This is a genomic window from Cyclonatronum sp. (genome assembly GCF_022565315.1).
GTDB lineage: Bacteria > Bacteroidota > Rhodothermia > Balneolales > Cyclonatronaceae > Cyclonatronum.
In genome coordinates, this window is sequence record NZ_JAIUMX010000062.1 from 1 (window position 1) to 20,648 (window position 20,648).

General features: G+C 51.8%; 15 protein-coding genes and 1 pseudogene. 10 read left to right on the top strand and 6 right to left on the bottom strand.

Translation table 11 applies throughout. The features are described 5' to 3' along the window. From LAT75_RS10180 to LAT75_RS10210, 7 genes and pseudogenes are all read left to right on the top strand, one after another. Nucleotides 1-423: pseudogene (locus LAT75_RS10180) on the top strand (hydroxymethylglutaryl-CoA reductase); the annotation flags it as partial. Between the two features lie 95 nt (nt 424-518). Then, nucleotides 519-1,280, top strand: coding sequence for an HAD-IIA family hydrolase (locus LAT75_RS10185; protein ID WP_291482558.1), 762 nt, complete (start codon nt 519-521; stop codon nt 1,278-1,280). A 57-nt stretch (nt 1,281-1,337) separates the two neighbouring features. After that, nucleotides 1,338-2,822, top strand: coding sequence for a hypothetical protein (locus tag LAT75_RS10190; protein ID WP_291482559.1), 1,485 nt, complete (start codon nt 1,338-1,340; stop codon nt 2,820-2,822). Between the two features lie 754 nt (nt 2,823-3,576). Beyond that, complete coding sequence (locus tag LAT75_RS10195) at nt 3,577-3,789, top strand: hypothetical protein (protein WP_291482560.1); 213 nt, start codon at nt 3,577-3,579, stop codon at nt 3,787-3,789. Further along, the gene (locus LAT75_RS10200; RefSeq protein ID WP_291482561.1) at nt 3,776-4,123 is read left to right on the top strand and encodes a type II toxin-antitoxin system PemK/MazF family toxin; all 348 of its coding nucleotides are present in this window, start codon (nt 3,776-3,778) and stop codon (nt 4,121-4,123) included. The genes LAT75_RS10195 and LAT75_RS10200 overlap by 14 nt, the downstream gene beginning before the upstream one ends. Nucleotides 4,124-4,329: 206 nt before the next feature. Next, nucleotides 4,330-4,656, top strand: a complete 327-nt coding sequence (locus LAT75_RS10205; protein WP_291482562.1) for a hypothetical protein — start codon at nt 4,330-4,332, stop codon at nt 4,654-4,656. Between the two features lie 293 nt (nt 4,657-4,949). After that, nucleotides 4,950-5,633, top strand: a complete 684-nt coding sequence (locus LAT75_RS10210) for a hypothetical protein (protein WP_291482563.1) — start codon at nt 4,950-4,952, stop codon at nt 5,631-5,633. Between the two features lie 121 nt (nt 5,634-5,754). Here LAT75_RS10210 and LAT75_RS10215 read toward each other — a convergent pair whose 3' ends face one another. Next, the gene (locus tag LAT75_RS10215; protein WP_291482564.1) at nt 5,755-6,723 is read right to left on the bottom strand and encodes a metallophosphoesterase; all 969 of its coding nucleotides are present in this window, start codon (nt 6,721-6,723) and stop codon (nt 5,755-5,757) included. 187 nt (nt 6,724-6,910) lie between these two features. Here LAT75_RS10215 and LAT75_RS10220 point away from each other — a divergent pair, with 187 nt between their 5' ends. Next, a complete protein-coding gene (locus LAT75_RS10220) occupies nt 6,911-9,121 on the top strand; it encodes a Tex family protein (RefSeq protein ID WP_291482565.1) in 2,211 nt (736 codons plus the stop codon). Nucleotides 9,122-9,361: 240 nt separating this feature from the next. On the opposite strand, the gene LAT75_RS10225 is transcribed toward LAT75_RS10220, so the two are convergent. The 4 genes from LAT75_RS10225 to LAT75_RS10240 form a co-directional block, all read right to left on the bottom strand. Beyond that, nucleotides 9,362-9,577 carry a DUF433 domain-containing protein gene (locus tag LAT75_RS10225; RefSeq protein WP_291482566.1) on the bottom strand — a complete coding sequence of 72 codons (216 nt, stop codon included), beginning with the start codon at nt 9,575-9,577 and terminating at the stop codon, nt 9,362-9,364. A 307-nt stretch (nt 9,578-9,884) separates the two neighbouring features. After that, nucleotides 9,885-10,109 carry a DUF433 domain-containing protein gene (locus tag LAT75_RS10230; RefSeq protein ID WP_291482567.1) on the bottom strand — a complete coding sequence of 75 codons (225 nt, stop codon included), beginning with the start codon at nt 10,107-10,109 and terminating at the stop codon, nt 9,885-9,887. Nucleotides 10,110-10,445: 336 nt separating this feature from the next. Further along, nucleotides 10,446-11,786: a hypothetical protein gene (locus LAT75_RS10235; protein WP_291482568.1), complete on the bottom strand. Its 1,341-nt coding sequence runs from the start codon at nt 11,784-11,786 to the stop codon at nt 10,446-10,448. 18 nt (nt 11,787-11,804) lie between these two features. Continuing rightward, nucleotides 11,805-14,690 carry a TonB-dependent receptor gene (locus tag LAT75_RS10240; protein ID WP_291482569.1) on the bottom strand — a complete coding sequence of 962 codons (2,886 nt, stop codon included), beginning with the start codon at nt 14,688-14,690 and terminating at the stop codon, nt 11,805-11,807. A gap of 937 nt (nt 14,691-15,627) precedes the next feature. On the opposite strand from LAT75_RS10240, the gene LAT75_RS10245 reads away from it, so the two are divergent. Further along, nucleotides 15,628-18,741, top strand: coding sequence for a TonB-dependent receptor (locus LAT75_RS10245; RefSeq protein WP_291482570.1), 3,114 nt, complete (start codon nt 15,628-15,630; stop codon nt 18,739-18,741). A 27-nt stretch (nt 18,742-18,768) separates the two neighbouring features. Beyond that, on the top strand, nt 18,769-20,124 hold the full coding sequence (locus LAT75_RS10250) for a RagB/SusD family nutrient uptake outer membrane protein (protein WP_291482571.1): 1,356 nt from the start codon (nt 18,769-18,771) through the stop codon (nt 20,122-20,124). Nucleotides 20,125-20,390: 266 nt separating this feature from the next. Here LAT75_RS10250 and LAT75_RS10255 read toward each other — a convergent pair. After that, nucleotides 20,391-20,648: N-6 DNA methylase (locus tag LAT75_RS10255; RefSeq protein ID WP_291482572.1), on the bottom strand; the 258-nt coding region annotated here is incomplete at its 5' end.

A 20,648-nucleotide genomic window follows, 5' to 3' on the forward strand; every position in this document is an offset into this window, starting at 1 on the left:
GAGCCCGAAAGCCTGTACTATCACAACGGCGTTTCCACCATCGGCGCCTTCATCAGCGGGGCGAACAACAACGGCGCGCATTCCCCGAATGCCATCACCGCCATGTTCATCGCGCTGGGTCAGGATGTGGCCAACGTGTCCGAATCTTCGGCCGGCATCCTCTACTCCGAGCTAACCCCTGAAGGCGATCTGTACATCTCGCTCACCATCCCCTCGCTTATTGTGGCCTCCTACGGCGGCGGCACGGGCCTGGCCACACAGCGCGAATGCCTCGAAATCATGGATTGCTACGGGCGCAACAAAGCCCGCAAGCTGGCTGAAATCATCGCCGGTGTAGCCCTCGCGGGTGAGCTTTCCCTCGGTGCGGCTATCTCCTCACTCGACTGGGTTTCAAGCCACGAGAAATACGGCCGTAACCGCTAATATTTTTCAGGTTTTTTTCAGGGTGATGGGTTTCGAGGCCGGAACCCGTCACCCTTTTCATTTTTCCAACTACTCATCTTTCAACTTCAGACTATTTGAAAACGCATCTTTTACTTGATATGGACGGCGTTGTGCTCCACGACAACGACCTTATTCCGGGAGCTGACCGCTTCCTCGAAAAAATTATGGCGCGGGGCATCGACTTCCGCTTCATCACCAATTATCCGTCCCAAACACCGGCCGATCTTCAGAACCGGCTCCGTGCTGCGGGAGTTGACATCCCCGTAGAAAAATTCTTCAACTCGGCCATGGCTACCGCGGCCTTTCTGTCGAAACAGAGCGGTAAGAAAGCCTACGTAATCGGGGAGGGCGCCCTCACACACGAGCTGTACAAAATCGGATTTACGGTCACGGATATTGATCCGGATGTGGTGGTGGTGGGCGAAACCCGCTCCTACAACTGGGAGATGATCCGCAGGGCCTCGCACTTTGTGAAAAACGGCGCCCGGTTTATTGCCACAAATCCTGATGTGGCCGGTCCCGGCGGCTCCCCGGCCTGTGGTGCGCTTTGTGCCCCGATTGAGCGCATCAGCGGCAAGAAGCCGCTTTACATCGGCAAGCCCAGCGCCTTCATGCTGCGTGCAGCCCTCGACAGCATGAAAGCACACAGCGAAAACTCCCTGATTATTGGCGACAACATGCAGACCGATATCCTGGCCGGCGTACAGGCAGGAGTGCAGACGGTGCTCGTACTGAGCGGCTACAGCCGCCTGGAAGACCTCGATATGTTTCCGTACCGGCCCAACCACATTTTTGAATCCCTCGAAAAAGTCGATCTTGAACAGCTTGATCTTTAATTTCTGATTACCACATATTTAAATCCGCAATCTTTCCCATCCTGTGAGGTATCCTTTATGATGAACTTAACTGACTTTAGCCTGATTAAGCGCTGTATGTGCTGCCTGCTGTTTGCCCTTCCGCTGCTTGCCTCCTGTGCCGGCGAGGAACCGGCGGAAACCGTGCCCGGACCCGCCGTGCTGATTCCTTCAGCGGCCTATTCAGACGGTACGCCGTATTTTAAAGATGACCGGATTTTCCTCGACGACTACAGCAATGCCCTGCACGCCATTTTCATGACGGCCGGCAACTCCCGCAGCTCAGAACTGGCGAGTGAGAACTACCGTCCGGAGCTGGCTGAGCTGTCTGGTAAGCGGGCGGCAAAATGGCTTGACCTGGTGCGGGTCACAGACTCCTTCTTCAACAGCAGCGGCCGCTTTATGCCCTATTTCACCCGCTACGGCGAGGGATTTGCACCGGCTCAGAAAACCGACCTTTCCGTTTATCCGCACCTGGTTTATTCGTACCACATGCATCACCGCGGAGACCGTTTTGCAGGAACAGAAGAAGGGCTGGATCAGCGCCTTTTCTTCGAGCCGCTTAACTTCATCGTTTCACCGGGACGCTACCTGCTGCAAAACCATTACCGCGACGGGGCGTTTTTTGATGATGACGGCCGTATCGATCACCGCAGCATGAGCTACGGCCTGGGCGGCATTCACGGGCACATCTACGCCTGGGTGATTTGGGCCAAACCCGACGGCGAAGACAACATGGGCCTGGTTGATGAAGCCCGGCTGCGCGGCTGGATGCAGTACTCCAAAGAAGACCTCGCCGAAATTGCTATGGAAGCTGCAGAATACCTCAACAACGCCTGGGACAGCAACCGGCAGATCTATGTTTTCCGGGATGATATGATGGAAGCTGCATGGTCAGTCGATGCCCTGGGCGCGATGATCCGTGGCCACAAAGCGCTGTACGAAGTGCTGTATATGTTTGGCTCCGGCATGGAAAGCATGCGGGCGGCGCGGCAGCTCTTCGACCGCTCGGTAATCTTGTTCGAACATGCTGAAAGCCTTGCCAAACCCTGGGGCTTTCCGCAGCGGATTTCATTTACCGCAGAGGGCCCCAAAGCAGCCGCAACCTACACCGAGCCGTATCATACGTTTCAGTTTCTGAACCACATCGGAGGCGGCTTCTCGTGGGACCGTGAGCTGGAAGGAACTGCCGGCTTTATCCGTCAGTTTCAGCCGGATATCCCGCGTCGTGTCGGTACCCTCAGCGACCTGATCCTGCAGGGGAGCCTCGACCACATGATGCCCGCCGGCAGAATCGTGCATCAGCTCTCTTATGAAAACGGCAGCGTGATCGATTCCTCCGCGCGAATCTCCGCAGCCGGTATGTTCGTAACCGCCGCCGGCAATATGTACCGCAAAGGCACCGCCTTTGAGCGCGCCTCAGACTGGCCCAGCGTAACAGCCGACGTACGCGAACGCAGCCGCCTGCTCTACGACGCCAAAGTTTCCCACACAGAGCTTATTGAACTGTTTTTGGGGGATTGATACTGATACAGAATAAAGCGAAGTCGTATAAGTATGTGCTTATACGACTTCAAAATTCTGACCCATTAACCCGCTTTTATCGTACCTAATAACCACCCGGAAGTCGCTTAAGTTGGTTTTTTTTTACTTGTATGGCTTGAGTGGGTATTTTGGGGTTTTTCAATATGAAGTTTTTCGCTTACTCTCTTTCGAGATTCTAAATTAAACTTCTAATACATTATTAAGTTGGAACTTATGCGCCATTGGCGTACTTTTTTATTAAAAATAAAACCTTTACTTAATTGCGTTCTTTGAAAGCTTTATTTTTATGAAACTGACCAAAAAGACAGTTTCTGATAAGGAATACCGTTTACTTAATTGCAGTTATCGGTTAGTCCAGAATTCGGCGATGTTATAAAGGAAGCGGTGGCATCCGTGTAATTTATTACTACTTCGCTAAGGATGGTGAAATTTATATGCTCTATGCATATCCGAAAAGCGACAAAAACAGACCGCCTGCTGGCGGATTCCTGCTGAGGTGTAAGCGTTTGTTGCATATATTCGGTCATGCTCGCCATGCAGCAGAAATGCCAGACCCCTATAAAAATGAAAACTTATTCGCTCCTAAATCGACAATGGAATGTGAAGTACATCTTTAATACGCATGCAAACAAGTTTTACAGCATATTTATAGCTCCTTCATCCGTTTATATGCTATAAAAAGCAACTATTTTAACCCTAAACCTATGCTTTTCGACGCTAAATAATTGACACTATGGATACCAAAGAACTTATTAAAGAAATACAGAAACTACCTGTAAGAAAGCGGATTTATGTAATTGAGCGTTCAATGAATTTAATCCGTAAAGAAGAAGACGACGACGAAATGAAAAAGGCAGCTGAAGAATTGTACGAAGACTATCTTAGGGACAAAGAATTAACTGCATTTACGAATCTCGATTTTGACCACTTCTATGAAACAAGGTGAAATCTGGTTAATTAATCTTGACCCAACCGTAGGTGCCGAGATTAAAAAGACAAGACCTGCGATAATAGTGAACAACAACGCACTGGGGAAATTACCCCTGAAAATAATTGTGCCAATTACAGACTGGAAAGACAGATACGAAACTGCGATATGGATGACAAAACTTAAGCCAGACAAAGAGAATGGATTAACAAAGGTTTCTGCGGCAGACAGCTTTCAAGTCAGGTCAGTTTCACAAGAGAGAATTTTAAAGCAAATAGGGACTGTTTCAGAGACAATTATGAACGAAATAAGAATTGGGCTTGCGAAAGTACTGTCTATCGAAAGTGAATAATTACGCCACACAACTTTCTATACCTGCTAATTACGGGAGCAGTGTAGTTTTCTGAGTATCTGCTTCGCGTTTTATTTGGCATCAGTGGATAGTTACGCAGCACGTAACCCACCGCAAGTATGATATTAGCATTGACGCTATCAATAAAAAAGTCATGGTTGCTCGGCCATATAACAAACCTTTCCTGCTGACGGATGCTTCAATTCATGTCTTATCGCTCCGCAGCAGATATATCAGGCCGTTATCCTGCATCCTCAATAACAGATAGCACTTCAATCAACAAAATTCATAAACCTACATTTCCTGATTTCACAACCATGAAAAAATTCCTGGATCATCTCGTTTGGATGTTCGGCGGTATCTGCCTGATCGTATTTTTGATTGAGTATCCTTTCAGCCTTTACCAGGGTACCGAGTTCGCCCTTCCTGCCAGATCATTTATCACCTATCTGCTGTTTAGCGCTGTGTATGCCTCTTATCAGCTCATTAAGGCCAGAAAGGCGAATGAACAGCAGGCGGCAGGAACAGCCTGATCAGGTATCCGACGGGGTTAAAGACTAACCTCAGGGTTCCGCTGCAAGCGCTGCGCGGGGAAGATGGGCGGGCCTTTTTTTTGAAGAGCCGTTTCGATACTACCCCAAAAATGCTCCTCAAGATTGCAAAAAGACCTCGAAATGACTCTAAAATCAATTTTCTTAGCGGTTTCCCCATTGAGGGGCGTTTCTTCTTGATGCGCAAGGATGTGCTGCTTATGTTCTTTTTTGGTCGCTCCGTTACATAAACGCCGGTCCATCACATAAACGAACCGTATCCCGGAGGTACTGCAATGAATAAACTGGTTTTCATCTCTTCATTTCTTGTCACAGCAATAATTTTCAGTTCGTGCTCAGGTATAACCGGCAGCACTGAGGAACCGGTATATGAGTTTTCAGAAGAATCATTTTTTGTGGATGGTAAGGAGATTAAAACCTTCCGAAGCCTCAATGTAATCTCTGTTGGCCTAAAACCGGATACCGACGCGGATGCTTTTCATGATTATATAAACGATATGGGTCTTCAGCTTATCTCAGCATTCACACATCAGCATTATTCCAGGATTCCTGACTCGCAGCTGAGTAGCCTGTCACCTGTTATACTTTTACTTCCCCCCGGTGCAGATAACGCTCAGTTCTACAGTTTTTCAGATAATCTTCGGGAAGACAGCTTCGCTAATAACCCGTTTATTCGTTACTCACTGCCTGCTTACTCAAGTGATCCCGAAAAAGAGGCCTGGTATTATCCGAACAATTTAATCTCTGTAAAGCCTTCAGCAGAGGACTTTTCGGTATCTGAACTCTCAGCTCAGTTTAGCCTCGAATTTCTGTCAAAAAATTCCCAAATTGATCTGTACTTATTTAGGGACAATGCCTTTAGGCACGGCACGCCCTATACGCTCGCCAAAAATATATACGAGTCCGGAAATTTCAGATATGTGGTTCCCGATGGTTTCTGGCAGATCGTTCGTCATTAAACTTTTTTCTAACGGGCATAATGATTCGCTTTGCAGGCTATTCTGCATTCTTGCAAGGCACAACATTCTTTCTGTACCTGCATAAATTGTCAGACAAAGCCAATAATTTGGGATTTGCACCTTAAACGCTGCGTATAGCCCCCCAACCGTGCATCCTGTGCCGTATTGCCGTGAAGTTTCCGGGGCTGAGTTTGGGCTTGCCATCCCAGGTGTAGGCGGCCAGCGTTTCGCCTTTGCCGATGCTGTAATCGAGGCAGCACACGTTGTGGCGGAACAGCGCCGGATCGCCCTGCAGCCAGTAGTGCCCGAAAAACACGGGCTTTTCCGCGGAACCGTAGTGCCACCGGTCGGGCAGTAAGTCGAGGACTACGGGGGCATCTCCGCAGTCACAGTCAGGCTTCACGCGCAGATCGTTGTAGGTGGCGCCCTCCGGATTCTCCCACCAGCGGATGCGCATGTTGTAGCGGATGTGCCCGTCTTTGTCGTAAAAAAACAGGCCTTCGGGCAGGTCGATTTCGCGGCCTTTCAGCACGACTTCCACCGCGTCGTAGAGTTCAGAGCCGCGCGCTGCGGCTTCGGTGAGCAGGCTGTCGCTCAGGCGCGCTGCCGGCATCCGGTCGCGCAGAAACGCAATTCGGGTTTCATCCCAGCAGGCATGCACGGCTCGGAAGCCGTCTTCCTCCAAAAACAGCGGGAGCGAGAGCAGCCAGTCGCGGTATTTCGAAAAGGAGGTATTGTGACGCGCCAGCCCCGCAAGGGTTGCTTCGTGCTGTTTGGTGTTTTTGGCCGTATGCGGCCGCAGCGGCTCCCCCGCTTCACCCGGGGTATGATAGCAGAGGGCGTTAAATTCGTGGTTGCCCATCAGCGCTAAAGCCTCCCCGGCCTGCTCCATGCCCATTACCAGATCGAGCACTTCTACGCTTTCGCTGCCCCGGTCGATGTAGTCGCCCACGAAGAGGGGTTTGCGTTTTTTTTCAGGATGGATGTAGCCCTCACCGGCTTCGCGGTAGCCGAGGGTTTGGAGCAGCTGCCGCAGCTCGAGCACGTGCCCGTGAATATCACCAATTATATCGTAACGGATGTCGGCCATGATGGTTTTGTTAGGTTGAAATTGCATCTCACCGTCTCATAATAAACCTTTTTTGCAGCGATGCACAGCGTATTTGAACGAGAGCTGACCGATTTTACAGCAGCGGTTTAGGCTTCAGCCGCGATTGTGGTATATTTGCCGTCCGCTTGATGAATTTATTTTTTAATTGAAAAGATCAGACCCTCCCATGAGTGAAACCGTATCTGAAACCGGCGCTTTAACCGACGTCCAAATCCTGAGCACGGTAGCCGGCAAGCTTGGCTTCTCGGTCAAACAGGTCAGCAAAGCCGCTGAGCTTTTTGACGAAGGTGCCACCATCCCGTTTATTGCGCGCTACCGGCAGGAAGTAACCGGCGGACTCGATGAAGTTCAGCTGCGCAACCTGCGCGACGAGCTGGAATTCCGCCGGCTGCTCGAGCAGCGCCGTGAAACCATTATCGAGAGCATCCGCAAGCAGGAAAAGCTCACCCCCGAACTCGAGCAGGCCATCCGCGCCGCTACGGAGCTTACCACCCTCGAAGACCTTTACCTGCCCTACAAGCCCAAGCGCAAAACCCGCGCCTCGGTGGCCATCGAACGCGGACTCGAGCCGCTTGCCGACCTCATCTGGCTGCAGGAAACCGAAACAGGGGAGGTGGAAGAAATCGCATCCCACTATGTTGATCCCGAAAAGGACGTGCCCGATTTAGAAGCGGCCCTCGCCGGCGCCCGCGATATTGTGGCCGAGCGCGTGAGTCAGCATGCCGAAGTTCGGGAAATGCTGCGCGATCAGCTGCGCAATTTCGCCACCCTCGTGTGTAAAAAGGTGGATGATGCCACCGATGAAAAGGGCACCTACGAAACCTACTACGACTTTCAGAGCAAGGTGAAGTACGTGAAGCCCTATCAGGTGCTGGCCATCGACCGCGGCGAGCGCGAAGGCATTCTGAGTGCCAAATTTGATGTTTGGGAAGAGCGCACGCTCGAGGAAATCGACAACATCCTCATCACCAACGACAACGCCATCTTTGTGGAGGAGCTGGAGGATGCCATCGAAGATGCCTGGAAACGGCTGCTGAACCCTTCCCTGAGCCGCGAAATCCGCAATGAGCTGTCTGAAGCTGCCGGCGAGCACGCGATCAGCATGTTCACCGAAAATGTCCGGAACCTGCTGCTTCAGCCGCCCTTTTCCACCAAAATTGTGATGGGCATCGACCCGGCCTACCGCACCGGCTGCAAGGTAGCGGTGGTTGACCAAACCGGGGCGTATCAGGAGGGCACAACGGTTTTCCCGACGCCGCCTTTTTCGAAGATTGCGGAAGCGAAAGTTGTGCTGGCCCGCCTCATCCAAAAATACAAGGTAGATCTGATTGCTATCGGCAACGGCACGGGCAGCCGGGAAACCGAGCAGGTCGTTGCCGAGCTGATCAGCGATATGCGCGCCGCTGATCCGAAGCTGGAAATCGCCTACCTCGTTACCAACGAAGCCGGCGCCTCGGTGTACTCCGCAAGCGACGAAGCACGGGAGGAATTCCCCGAGCTCGATGCGGCACAGCGCGGCAACATTTCCATCGCCCGGCGCGTGCAGGATCCGCTGGCGGAGCTGGTAAAAATCGACCCGAAATCCATCGGGGTGGGTCTGTATCAGCATGATGTGAATCAGGTGAAGCTCAGCCGCGGGCTGGGTGATGTGGTTGAGAGCTGCGTAAACCACGTAGGCGTGAACCTGAACACCGCAAGCGCGGCCCTGCTCACCTATGTTTCCGGCATGAGCAAAACCATCGCGCGAAAAGTAGTGGCGCACCGCGGCAAAATCGGCAAGTTTGCCAGCCGCGACGAGCTTCAGGATGTGCCCGGCGTGGGGCCGTTCCGTTTTCAGCAGGCCGCAGGTTTCCTCCGGATTCCGGAATCGCCGAATCCGCTGGATAACACCGCCATCCACCCGGAAAGCTACGAGGCCACCAAAAAGCTGTGCGACAAGCTCGGCATCGACCTCACGCGGCTGCCGGATGAAAAAGACCTGCTCCCGATCAAACTCCGCAACCTGAAGGTGAGTGAGCTGGCCCGCGAGCTTGAAGTCGGGGAGCCGACCCTGGCGCTCATCATCGAAAACCTGCTCAAGCCGGGCCGCGACCCGCGGGAAGACCTTCCCAAGCCGCTGCTCCGGCAGGATGTGCTCAAAATCGAGGACCTTCACGAAGGCACCCGCCTGCAGGGCACCGTTCGCAATGTGGTCGATTTCGGCGCCTTTGTGGATATCGGCGTAAAGGTTGACGGGCTGCTGCACGTCTCACAAATGCGTACCGACGGCAAGCGCGTCGAAAACGTGCTCGAAGAAGTAGCCGTTGGGGATATTATCGAGGTGGAGGTCACCACGGTTGACATCAAGCGGCAGCGCATCGGCCTGAAGCGGGTGTAGCCGGGGTGCTGATCGGGCTTGACGGCATCAGATTACATCACCGCACCACAGCCTTACGAAGCCTGAGCAGCTGAAGCATCCGGCTAAGGCCTGTGAGGCCATCCATCGGTAAAAAACAAAACTAAACAAAAAAGCCGGATGAACGCGCATTTGCGGTTCATCCGGCTTTTTTGGTTATTTATTAATGGAGAGGATTCGTTAAATCTTCATTGAGAGCTCGGGTTATCCGCCCAATCCTGATCATTGGGGTTGAAGAAGCTGTTCCTTAAATCTCTCAAGTACCTGAATTACCTGTTGCCTTGATACTGTGGGGAAATCTTCGAGGAAATCGTTCATACCATGACCGGTTTCCAGATATTCTATAAATGTACTGACCGGCACACGTGTACCTTTAAAAACGGGTGTACCGCCCAGAATGTCCTTACGAGTTTCGATCAGTTGGTTTAGCGCATCCATTTTACATAGTATTTATTGAGGTCGGTTTGTTCTGAGCTATAATTTTCCGGTCTTTCAGTTCTTCCAAGCCATATAAATCTATACAATGCAGCCCAATAGTGCAACAGACCAAACTATCCTGTAAGTCCGGCACAACCGGAAGTCACCCAACAGGCTCCAAACCAAAAAAGCCGGATGAACGCGCATTTGCGGTTCATCCGGCTTTTTTTATATGATGCGAAAACAGGTTTGATGCTTATTTCAGGAACCTCCCTTCAGCGGGATAAGCAGTGTGACCTATCCCTGCGCTGCGCATCAATCAGGAGTTTCATGCAGCAACAATTGGGTGATCTATTTTACCCCTTGCATACTTTAGTGCTGCGGTAATGTCTTCAATTTCCAGGTCCGGAAACTCTTCCAGCACTTCATTTTGTGTCAAACCCTCTGCCAGAAGATCCAAAATATCAACAACTCTTATACGCAACCCGCGAATACACGGCCTGCCTCCACACTGATCCGGATTTAAGGCAATTCTGCTGCTGAGGTTTTTCATATAATTAAACGCTGATTTTTTGTCGTTATCTCTCAAAGTAATCATTAGCGGCGACATTCTGAAGCAAATCTGAGATTTTTGCAGCTGCACCTGTGTTCACAACCCGGACAATGAATTGAACTTTGCCTGGATGCTGTGGGGGCGCATGGAATACTGGTCAAATCAAAATCCCGGATTTCACCAATATGTGATGTAAGCTTTAGTTTACTGATCCGGGCTCTAAAATAAAAAAGCCGGATAAACGCGCATTTGCGGCTCATCCGGCTTTTTTTGTTTTTGTGTGATGCGGAAGCCCGGGTTTAGGCGGGCTTCCGGTATCAAATCACGTATGTGCGCTTAGCAGGCATCGGGGTTGGCGATGCAGGGGTTGTCGTTGCGCTCATCGTTCTGGATGGGGATGCCTCTCCAGGCACCAACCGGCTGACCGGTACGGCCTGTGCCGGGGGTACCAAGTACCTCCGCATTCCAGACGCCAAAACGCAGCATATCAAACATGCGAACGCCCATCAGGAAGAGTTCTTTGTCGCGTTCTTCGATGATGATTTGCTCGGTAATAGGGCCGGCAAGCGGACTGATACCGTGCGAGTCGCGCACTTCATTTACCAGGGCAAGGCCGTCACCGGTTTGGCCGTGCAGGGCAGCAAGCTCTGCAAGGATGAGGTGATTTTCCTGCCAGGTAAGGAAATCCATAGGCGAAGCCTGAGTCGGGTACATATCCTGCTGGAAGCGGGGCTCATCAACATTCACGAGGCCTGCAGGGGCCTGACGCAGGCGCACACGGGTAGCTTCTTCGGGGTTATCCTCGATATACTGCGCAAAGCGGTAGTCGGGGATTACCTGAATGCGGCCGTCGCCGGCTGCAAAGAAGTACTCGTTAGCGGCCTGAACATTGTGCAGGCTCTGGAAAGGCGCATCGCCGGGCTCCATCCCGTTTTGGGCTGCTGCGAATGATTCCGCATAGTTACCTAATAACAGGTGCATTCTGGCACGCATGGTATTAATGATGCGGACTTCCTCTTCGGTTGCAACAACTTCGGCAGCAGCAAGCCGCGGCAGTATTTCGGTTACAGCCATATCAGCGGCACGAATTACCGGGCTCCGGTCGATTGGTGCACCAAAACTGCTGATACAATCGGCAGCAGGTGTTCCGATACCGGCATCTTCACCGCAGGCAAAATCTTCGAAGTAAAAGCCGATCATATAGCGGGCCAGTGCTCCGTAAAAATTACCGGTAAAGGTTGCACGATCGAACACATCCTGAGACAGTTCACCTTCAATACGTGCGATGCGCTCAAGCAGATCGTCGGAAAGCAGCCGCCAGTTGTTTAGCGGGTTGTAGGCATTCCGGATGGTGTTGTTACTGAACGCCGTCTGATCGCCCACACCGCGGAAATTGCTCGCGATATCACGATAGGTCGGGAAAGTTGCCAGATCCATCACTTCATCAAAAATAAGCTGATCGGCAGTAAGGTCGGCAATGAGGCCGAGGCGGGTCCAGGTGAAAGCGAAACGTGCTTCCACACCTGTAATCAGAAACGGGATCTCGGCCGGGTCGTCGAGGAATTCATCCTCGGTAACATCAATTGGTTCTTCTGTACTCAGAACCCAGTCTTCACAGGCAGCAAGCATAAAACTTGTTACCAGAAGCAGGATTCCGGGAATTAAATATTTTCTCATGTTCTGGTTCTCCTATGATTAAAATCCGAGTGATACCGTGAAAAAGAACTGACGTGCCGGAGGCATCGTCAGGAAATCCTGACCACGGATCAGGCTTCTTGCGCCGTCGAAGTTCACTTCCGGATCGAGACCGCTGTACAGGGTGCTTGTAAGCAGGTTGCGGCCGCCGGCTGAAACAGACAAGCTATTGATGTAGTTACCGGCATCGGTGCGGCGAAGCAGCTCGTTAAAGCTGTAGCTTACGGAAACTTCACGAAGCTTCAGCCAGTCAGCCCGCTCAATCTGGTTGTAAGGGAAAGCGGTGTTCAGGCGCGCAAGGCGATTGGCTACATCGATGTACTCTTCCGTACCAGGCGTAAGATCAGCAAAACGGGCATTCAGTTCGCTAAATTCGCGGTCGTTGCCAAAAGAAATGGCAAATTCCCGGGTGTTGTTGTAGATGTACAGATCAGCCGCCCAGTCAACCAGAGCATAAATATTCAGGTTGCGGAAAGCACGCAGGTTCATAGCAAAAGAACCGGTGTGCTTCGGAAACGGGCTTCCCACTTCTGAGCGATCCGTTTCAGCATCTACGCCTACGAAAACGCCGGCGTCATTAAAGAGGGCACCGTTTACGCGCTGTACAAAGAAAGCCGAGCGCTCGATGCCTTCAGCCAGCACCTGTACACTGAAGCCGTCAAAGATCGGCTGTGCGCCGCCAAGATCGGTAACTTCAGAGCGCTGGTAGGCATAGGCAATATCGAAATCGAGACCGAATTCACGGCTTTCATAAGCGTTGATGCTCAGCGTTGCTTCCAGACCATGACCTTCAACACCACCTACGTTAAAAGGCACCAGGTTAATTACCCCGGTTGATGAAGCACGACGGAAATCAATGATGGAATCCTGTGCCCAAAGCTGATAGTAGGTCAGATCCAGCCCAAAACGGCCGAGGAAGTCTGCTTCTACACCAAGCTCAAGCTCACGAATGCGCTCCGGCTTAATTTCCGGATTACCCACAAAGCTGATAATACCACCGGTTCCGTAAGCGGAGTTGGCTCCGGCCCAGAGGCGCTCTGCACCGTCGTTGAAGCCGGGCAGCTGGCCTGTTTCACCGTAGGCAGCGCGTAGCTTGAGGAAGTCGATGTAGGAAGGCAGGTCGAGGATGTTATCCAGACGGACCGCGAAGCTCGCCTTCGGATAGAAAATATTCGGCGCTTCATCACCGATAGAAGCGGCAAAATCCTGACGGCCACCCACGCTCAGCATGTACTGATTGCGGTAGTTGAAATTTTGCTCGAAGAAAATACCGGCTTCACGGTTATTCAGGAAACCTTCGTTGGCATCAATGAAATCATCACCGGCACCAATGTTGGAAATCAGTGCTGAAGCAAAACCGCGCTTCTGATTGAAGCTCTGGCGAAGGGTACGCTCAAAGAGCTGTGCACCAACCACGCTTGAAGCACTCAAGCCGTCAACTATGTCGTAGCTGTAGCGCGCATTAATGTCGTAAGTAAACTGCTCATTGGTGCGATTCAGAATGTAGCGCTGACCGGCAGTACCGGGGCCCGTTACAAAGAAACCGGGAGGGATGGTTTCATCGCGGCGCAGGCTTGAGCCGTCGAATCCGACCTGAGCATTCAGCTCCAGGTTCTCAATCGGGCGGTACTGAAGGTTCACCGAACCGAGGAAACGGTTCTGACGGGTAATGTCTTCGATCGCGTTGATGGCTTCTTCAGCAGTAAAGCCGAAGGTGCCGTCGTCGCCGCCCGGTGCCAGAATTACGTTGCCGAGGTAGCCGATTACGTTGTTGTCGTTATCCGGCAGGGCAATTTCATTCATGGTGAAGCCGGCGCTTACGCCAATGGTGAGGTCTTCACGGGGGAAGGCATCGAAGTTGGCACGGAAGCTTTGGCGATCCATGTAGTTACGGGGCAGGATCCCTTCTTCCAGACGCTGGTCGTAGGAAGTGTAAAAGCGGATGAATTCAGAACCACCCTGTGCATTAATGTTGTAATGCTCGAGCAAACCGGTACGGAATACATCATTTATGCTTTGCTCAGAAAGGAAAGCACTGGTCTGACTTTCGCGGGCGAAATCACTCACACCGCGGGTTGTGCGAACATTCACACTAAGGCCACCCTGATCGCCAAGTGCCTGACCCCGTTTGGTCGTTATCAGTACTACGCCGTTGGAGCCGCTTGTTCCGTAAAGTGCTGCTGCAGCCGGACCTTTAAGAATATCGATGGAAGCGACCTCGTCCATATTAAGGTCGGCAAGTGTTCCCACGCCCTGACCGCCACGGCCGGGCCCTGCGATTTCAGAGTTATCGATGCGGATACCATCGATAAAAATTAAAGGCTGACCCTGCCCTCCGAGTCCGCCGCCGGCACGTACATTAAAACGTACCCCGGAACCTACGGTACCACCTGAAGGCTGAACGCCTACACCGGCAACACGGCCGCCGACAAGCTGGGAAAGATCCTGAAAGGAAACATTATCGGTGAATTGTGTTGCATCAATACGCGACACAGCCACTTCAGAGATTTCCCTTGATGTGCGTGACGCGATACCAGTTACCACAACTTCTTCGCGGCCCGTAGCATCGGCCCGCAGCGTAGCGTTATATGTATTTTCCCCTGCTGAGATGGTTATTTCTGTTGTAATCGAGCGATAACCAACAAATGAAAACCTAACCTGATAGGTACCGACAGGGATGTTATCTACACGGTACACACCACTTAAGTTAGTTGGTGCACCTCGTCCTAATTCTGTAAGTAAAACCGTAGCTCCAATGAGTTCTTCACCCGTTGTTGCATCGGTCACTGTACCAGAGAGCGTCCCGGTCTGTGCCTGCATGCTGCCCGCACTTAATAGGCAGAATACAACCACAGAAGCCGTTAGCGTAAGTATCTTCTTTAGCATACTGTATGACCTCTTGATTGATGGATGTTTTTCGAATCATCAATCTAATTTTTAAGCATATCAAATGAAAGAAACCAGGTATGAAGGAAAAAAATGTACCCCTTAGTAATTTATAAATAACGACTTATGCCGCAAAATACATGGTATTAAAAACGACAATCATAAACCATGTAAATGCATTTATTTTAAACACAACCACCTATGATTCATACAGTTAACCAAATGATCTGCCAAAATAATGCAGCAACCAGGCTACAACAACCCGTTGTTTGCTTATACAAATTAATAACTATTTAAGAGTATGCTCTTATAAATCATTGTTGTAAATTTGATTAAACTCAGACTACAGACAATTTCCGCAATCCCGATTCAATTTATTTTCTTCTTGCCATATAAATTTTTCATAACAAAAATGATACACTTGATTATGTACCGTTTTTATTTACATGCTTAAAATACATCCTTCATTGAGCCGGAGAGCATCAGCTGTAGTTGATAAACTAAACAAACGTAACTTCATGTAAGCCCGACATTGTGCTAAAAAGTAATGTGCCGGCAAAGAATACAGAGTGCATTGTCTTTAAACGTAAATACTCAACTCTCATTTACGTCAACTAAAATAATAGCGTAAACTTTTCTCGTATCATCTTAACTACAGGTTTGTTTAATAGTTTTGGATTTATAAAATATTCAGACAAAACACTATGTTAACAGCCGATATGCCTGGTAGCGCTTCCATGATATTTTACACTTTTGTGATTTCTGAATATTTAGATTTGCATATACCTTCTTGTATTTGTAAACTCATAAATTAATTCCTGTCAACTCAACTATAGCCTTATTTATTGATGATATAAGGGTTGTTAGGCTTCAAATACCCGTGTATTGCTTTGTAAGCAACCGCACATTTTCTACTTAACCTAACTAAACTTCAAACATGATGCACAGAGTCATTCTGCTTGGGCTCATGCTTTTTTGTTTGTTATCCGGTTCTGCCTTTGCGCAAACCTATACCCTTAGTGGTACGGTAACAGACTCAAGAAGCGGCGAAGCCCTCATTGGTGTCAATATTTTTGTAACGGAGTTATCCGGCGGTGCTACTACCGACCTTGAAGGCCGCTATGAAATACCGCTCAGTCCCGGCACCTATTCGCTTGTGGTAACCTACATCGGCTACCGCACCCAAACCACTGAAGTAACCATCACTGACAGCAATGTCAGCCGCAATTTCAGCCTTGTGCTCGATCGCGTTGACCTCGATCAGGTTGTCGTAGTTGGTTTCGGTACCCGTTCCCTTCGGGATGTAACCGGCTCCATTGCTACGGTAAGCGGTGAAATGATTCAAAACACCCCCGTTAATACCCTCGAATCAGCAATACAGGGCCGCGTTGCCGGTGTATTCATCGAGCGTGAAACCGGAAAGCTCGGCGGTGCAACACAGGTACGTATTCGCGGCGGTTCTTCGGTAACAGGCGGCAATCAGCCGCTTTATGTTATCGACGGTATCCCGGTAACGATGGATGACCTTTCGGCCAATGCATCGGCAACCAACCCGCTTTCTGATATCAATCAGAACGACATCGAATCCATCGAGATCCTCAGAGATGCTTCTGCAGCAGCCATTTACGGCTCACGTGCATCCAACGGCGTAATTCTGATTACCACCAAGCGCGGCCGGGAAGGCCGTACGCAGTTCAGCTACAGCTTTCAGGCGGGCATCAGCGAGCCGACCAATCAGCGCGGTTTCCTTAACACCGCTGAATTTTTTGAGCTGTATGAAGAAGCCGCAAGAAACCGCGCTATCGACGACGGCGTTGACCCGGAAGTTTGGCTTGGTTTTTTCTATGAAGATATGGAATGGCTTTCCGCCGGCGAGTTTCGTCAGTTTGCCGACGGCAGCTGGGGATGGCGCGATGGCGTGGTTGATACCAACTGGGAGAAAGAAGCTTTCCAAAGTGCCGGCATGTTCCGCCATGAGCTCTCTGCACGGGGTGGTAACGACCGCACCCGTTTCTTCGTGAGCGGCAGCTACTCCGACGAAACCGGTATCCTTATTAATAACGATTTCGAGCGTATCGGCGCCCGCATCAACCTCGACCATACCGTAAACGACCGCTTCCTGATCGGTATGAACCTGAGCACCAACCGCAGCGTGATGAACCGGCTTTCTTCTGATAATGCCTTCGCCACACCTATGCAGCTGGTTGCACAGCCTCCGGTTACCCCCATTTTCGACCCCCGCACCTGCTTCGACGAAAATGAGGAAACCATCCCCGGCTGTACCCCCATCCTCAGCGGCGATTTCACCGAGTACTACAACGGACTGCTCCACCGCGACTACGCCGACTACGTAACCACCGTTTTCCGCACCATCGGCGGGGCTTACGGCGATTTCCGCGTTTCTCCGAACCTGAATATCCGTACCGAGTACGGCATCGACCTGCTCACGCAGAATGAAGATCAGTACTACGGCGCCCTCACCGCACGCGGTGTAGGCGGTAACGAAGGGCAGGGCCTTGGCTTCAGCCGCTGGGTTCAGATTCAAAACTGGACTTCCCAAACCTTCGCTACCTATCAGAACACCTTTCAGGATGTGCATGATCTTGAAGTTGTGGGCGGTTTCAGTGCTCAGCGCGTTACCGATACCCGTTCATTCGTAGAAGGCCGCGGTTTCCCCAACGATAACTTCCGTCGCATCGCAAGTGCCGCTGAAATTATCGGAGGAAGTTCTTCCGGCTCGGATTACTCCTTCATATCCTACTTCTCTCGCCTTAACTACAAGTACGACGAAAAATACCTGCTCTCTCTGAGCGGCCGTGTGGATGGTTCCTCCCGTTTCGGAGTTGACAACCGCTACGGGTTTTTCCCCGCCGCTTCTGTAGGCTGGATTATTTCTGAAGAATCTTTCATGCGCAATGCCACCTACTTCGACCTGCTCAAGCTGCGGGCAAGCTACGGCATCACCGGTAACGCGGCCATCGGTAACTTCGCCTCCCGCGGACTCTTCAGCGGCACCTCCTACGCCGGTTTCTCAGGCATTAACCCGTCGCAGTCGCCCAACCCGGATCTGCGCTGGGAGCAAACTGCGCAATTTGATCTCGGTATCGATTTCGGCATCCTCGGCAACCGTATCCGCGTTGAAGCCGATTATTACGTCAAAAATACCCGCGACCTGCTCCTGAACGTGAACGTGCCTGCCACAACCGGTTTCACCTCGCAGCTGCGTAACGTTGGTAAACTGGAAAACAGAGGCTTTGAATTCACCGTGAACACCTTCAACCTAACCGGTGAACTTCAGTGGACCTCGAACTTCAACTTCACGACCAACAACAACAAAATTACCGACCTCGACGGTCAGGTAATTACAGCCGGCTTCATCAACCGCGCTATTGAAGGTCAGCCGATCGGGGTGTTCTTCACCCGCGAATACGCCGGCGTTGATCCGGAAACCGGCAGTGCCCTCTACTTCGTAAACAGCGGCGACAACCCGCGCGAAACCACGACCAACCCGGCAAACGCTACAGAAGTAATTGTTGGCGACCCGAACCCTGATTTCATTGGCGGTTTCGGAAACAACTTTTTCTACAAAGGCATTGAGCTGAACGTGCTGTTCCAGTTTGTGTACGGCAACGATGTGTACATGCCGAGCGGCCGTTTCATGAGCGCAAACGCCTGGTTCTACGACAACCAGACCAAAGATCAGCTCAAGCGCTGGCGTCAGCCGGGCGATGTTACCGACGTTCCGCGCCCGGTACTGTTCCGTGCCAACGGTACTGCCCCCTCAAGCCGCTACATCGAAGACGGCTCGTACCTGCGCCTCAAAAACGTGACGCTTGCCTACAACCTGCCGAGTGCTTTCCTGAGCAACTACGGGCTCGACCGCATGCGCGTATATTTCACCGGGGTGAACCTGCTCACCTTCACCAAATATCCCGGATGGGATCCTGAAGTGAACACCGACTTCCTCGCCGGTAACATCAGCCAGGGTACCGAGTTCTACTCAGCCCCACAGGCCCGCTCTTTCACCTTCGGGATCGATATCGGTTTCTAAATGCCCATCCAAAAAGTATTTCACACTATGAAAAACACGAAATTTTCAATACTTACCCTTGCTGTGCTATTGGCGGGCTTTTTGATGATCTCCTGCGATTCGCTGCTCGATGTAGATCCGCAGCAATCTATTGATGAATCAGATGCCCTCAGCACCCCCGGTAATGTGCAGGCTGCCCTTGTTGGTGCCTACTCGCAGCACCGGACCGGCTCGCAATACGGCGGCCGCTACATGATGCTGCCCGACCTGCTCGCCGATGCCGGCGACATCGCCTGGACCGGCACCTTCTTCCAGCCGCGTGAAGTGTTCGACAAAGTCATCTCAGCCGACAACAGCTACACGCAGTCGGTCTGGGTTGGCTCCTACAACACCATCAACCGGGTCAACAACGTGCTCAGCGCCCTCGACATCCTCGATGAGCAGGATCGCGTGCGCGTAGAAGCTGAATCGCGCTTCCTGCGCGCAGCAGCGCACTTCGAACTCGTGCGGGTTTTTGCGAAAGCCTACAACGACGGCAACCCGACCCAAAACCCGGGCGTGCCCATTGTACTCACCCCGACCCGCGGTATCGACGAATCCAGCTTCCTGCCCCGTGCTACGGTTGAAGAAGTGTATCAGGCCGTAATTGCCGACCTCACCTTCGCCAAAAACAACCTGCCCGAAGCCAACGGCGTATTCGCCAACACCTTCGTTGCCAGCGCATTTCTGGCCCGCGTGCACTTCATGCGCGGCGAATACGCACAGGCCGCAACCGAAGCCACCCGCGTAATCGGCTCAGGCCGCTACAGCCTCATGCCAACCTTCGCCGGCGCCTTCAACAACGACGGCAACGTAGCAGAAACCGTGTACGGCATGGTCGTAACCCCTCAGGACGGCACCAACGAGCTGAACCTGTTCTACGCCTCATCCGATTTCAACGGCCGCGGCGATATCGACATCCTCGACCAGCACCTCGCCCGCTACGAAGCCGGCGATGCCCGCGCCGATTTCTTCTACACCGGCGGCGGCGCGCGCCGTTCGGCCAAATGGCAGACCTTCACCAACATCCCGGTGATCCGCCTTGCCGAGCTCTACCTCACCCGGGCTGAGTCGAACCTGCGGGCAGGTACTGCAACCGGCGACAGCCCGGCCAGCGACCTGAACGCCATCCGCACACGCGCCGGTCTTGCACCGCTCGCCGCCGCCGATGTAACGGTTGATGCCGTGCTCGCCGAGCGCCGCGTAGAGCTCGCCTTCGAAGGGCACCTGCTCCACGACCTCAAGCGCACCGGCCGCAGCATAGGCGATATCCCTTTCAATGCTGCTCAGCTCGTGTACCCCATCCCGCAGCGCGAAATGGAAGTAAACCCGAACCTGGTCCAGAACCCGGGCTACGGCAACTAAGCCATCCGCAACGCAACAAACCTCAAAAAAAAGGCAGCCTCCAAACCGGGGGCTGCCTTTTTTGTTTCAGTTTCAGCAATACCCCAAACGCCCGTTTGGGGATTCCTTGCCCGAGCGCGCTTACACCGGCAATTCTGTTTTTTATTTTTTGGGGGGAACTCCGTGAGCATCACGGTCAGCACCGGCAGATCAAAAGCCCCGGGCCTGCGGACAGTCCCGTGGTTTTTGGGCTCGGGATTCAGGGTGCTTGCGGAAATCGTGTCCTTCTATATGGTATTTAGCTTCAGCTCTTTCAGGTATTCGTTGTGTTCGGCAGTCTTTTCCTGAATGCGCTCATTAATGGCTTTCAGGCGCTCGTTCACTTCGCCCAGGTTAATTTTTATTTCATCTTCTGCGGTGCTTACATAGCGGGAAATGTTCAGATTGTAACCGTTCCTCTCGATTTCTTCCATCGAAACTTTACGGGAATATCGCTCTGTCTCTTTCCGGTACTTGTAGGTATCAACAATGTTTTTGATGTTGGC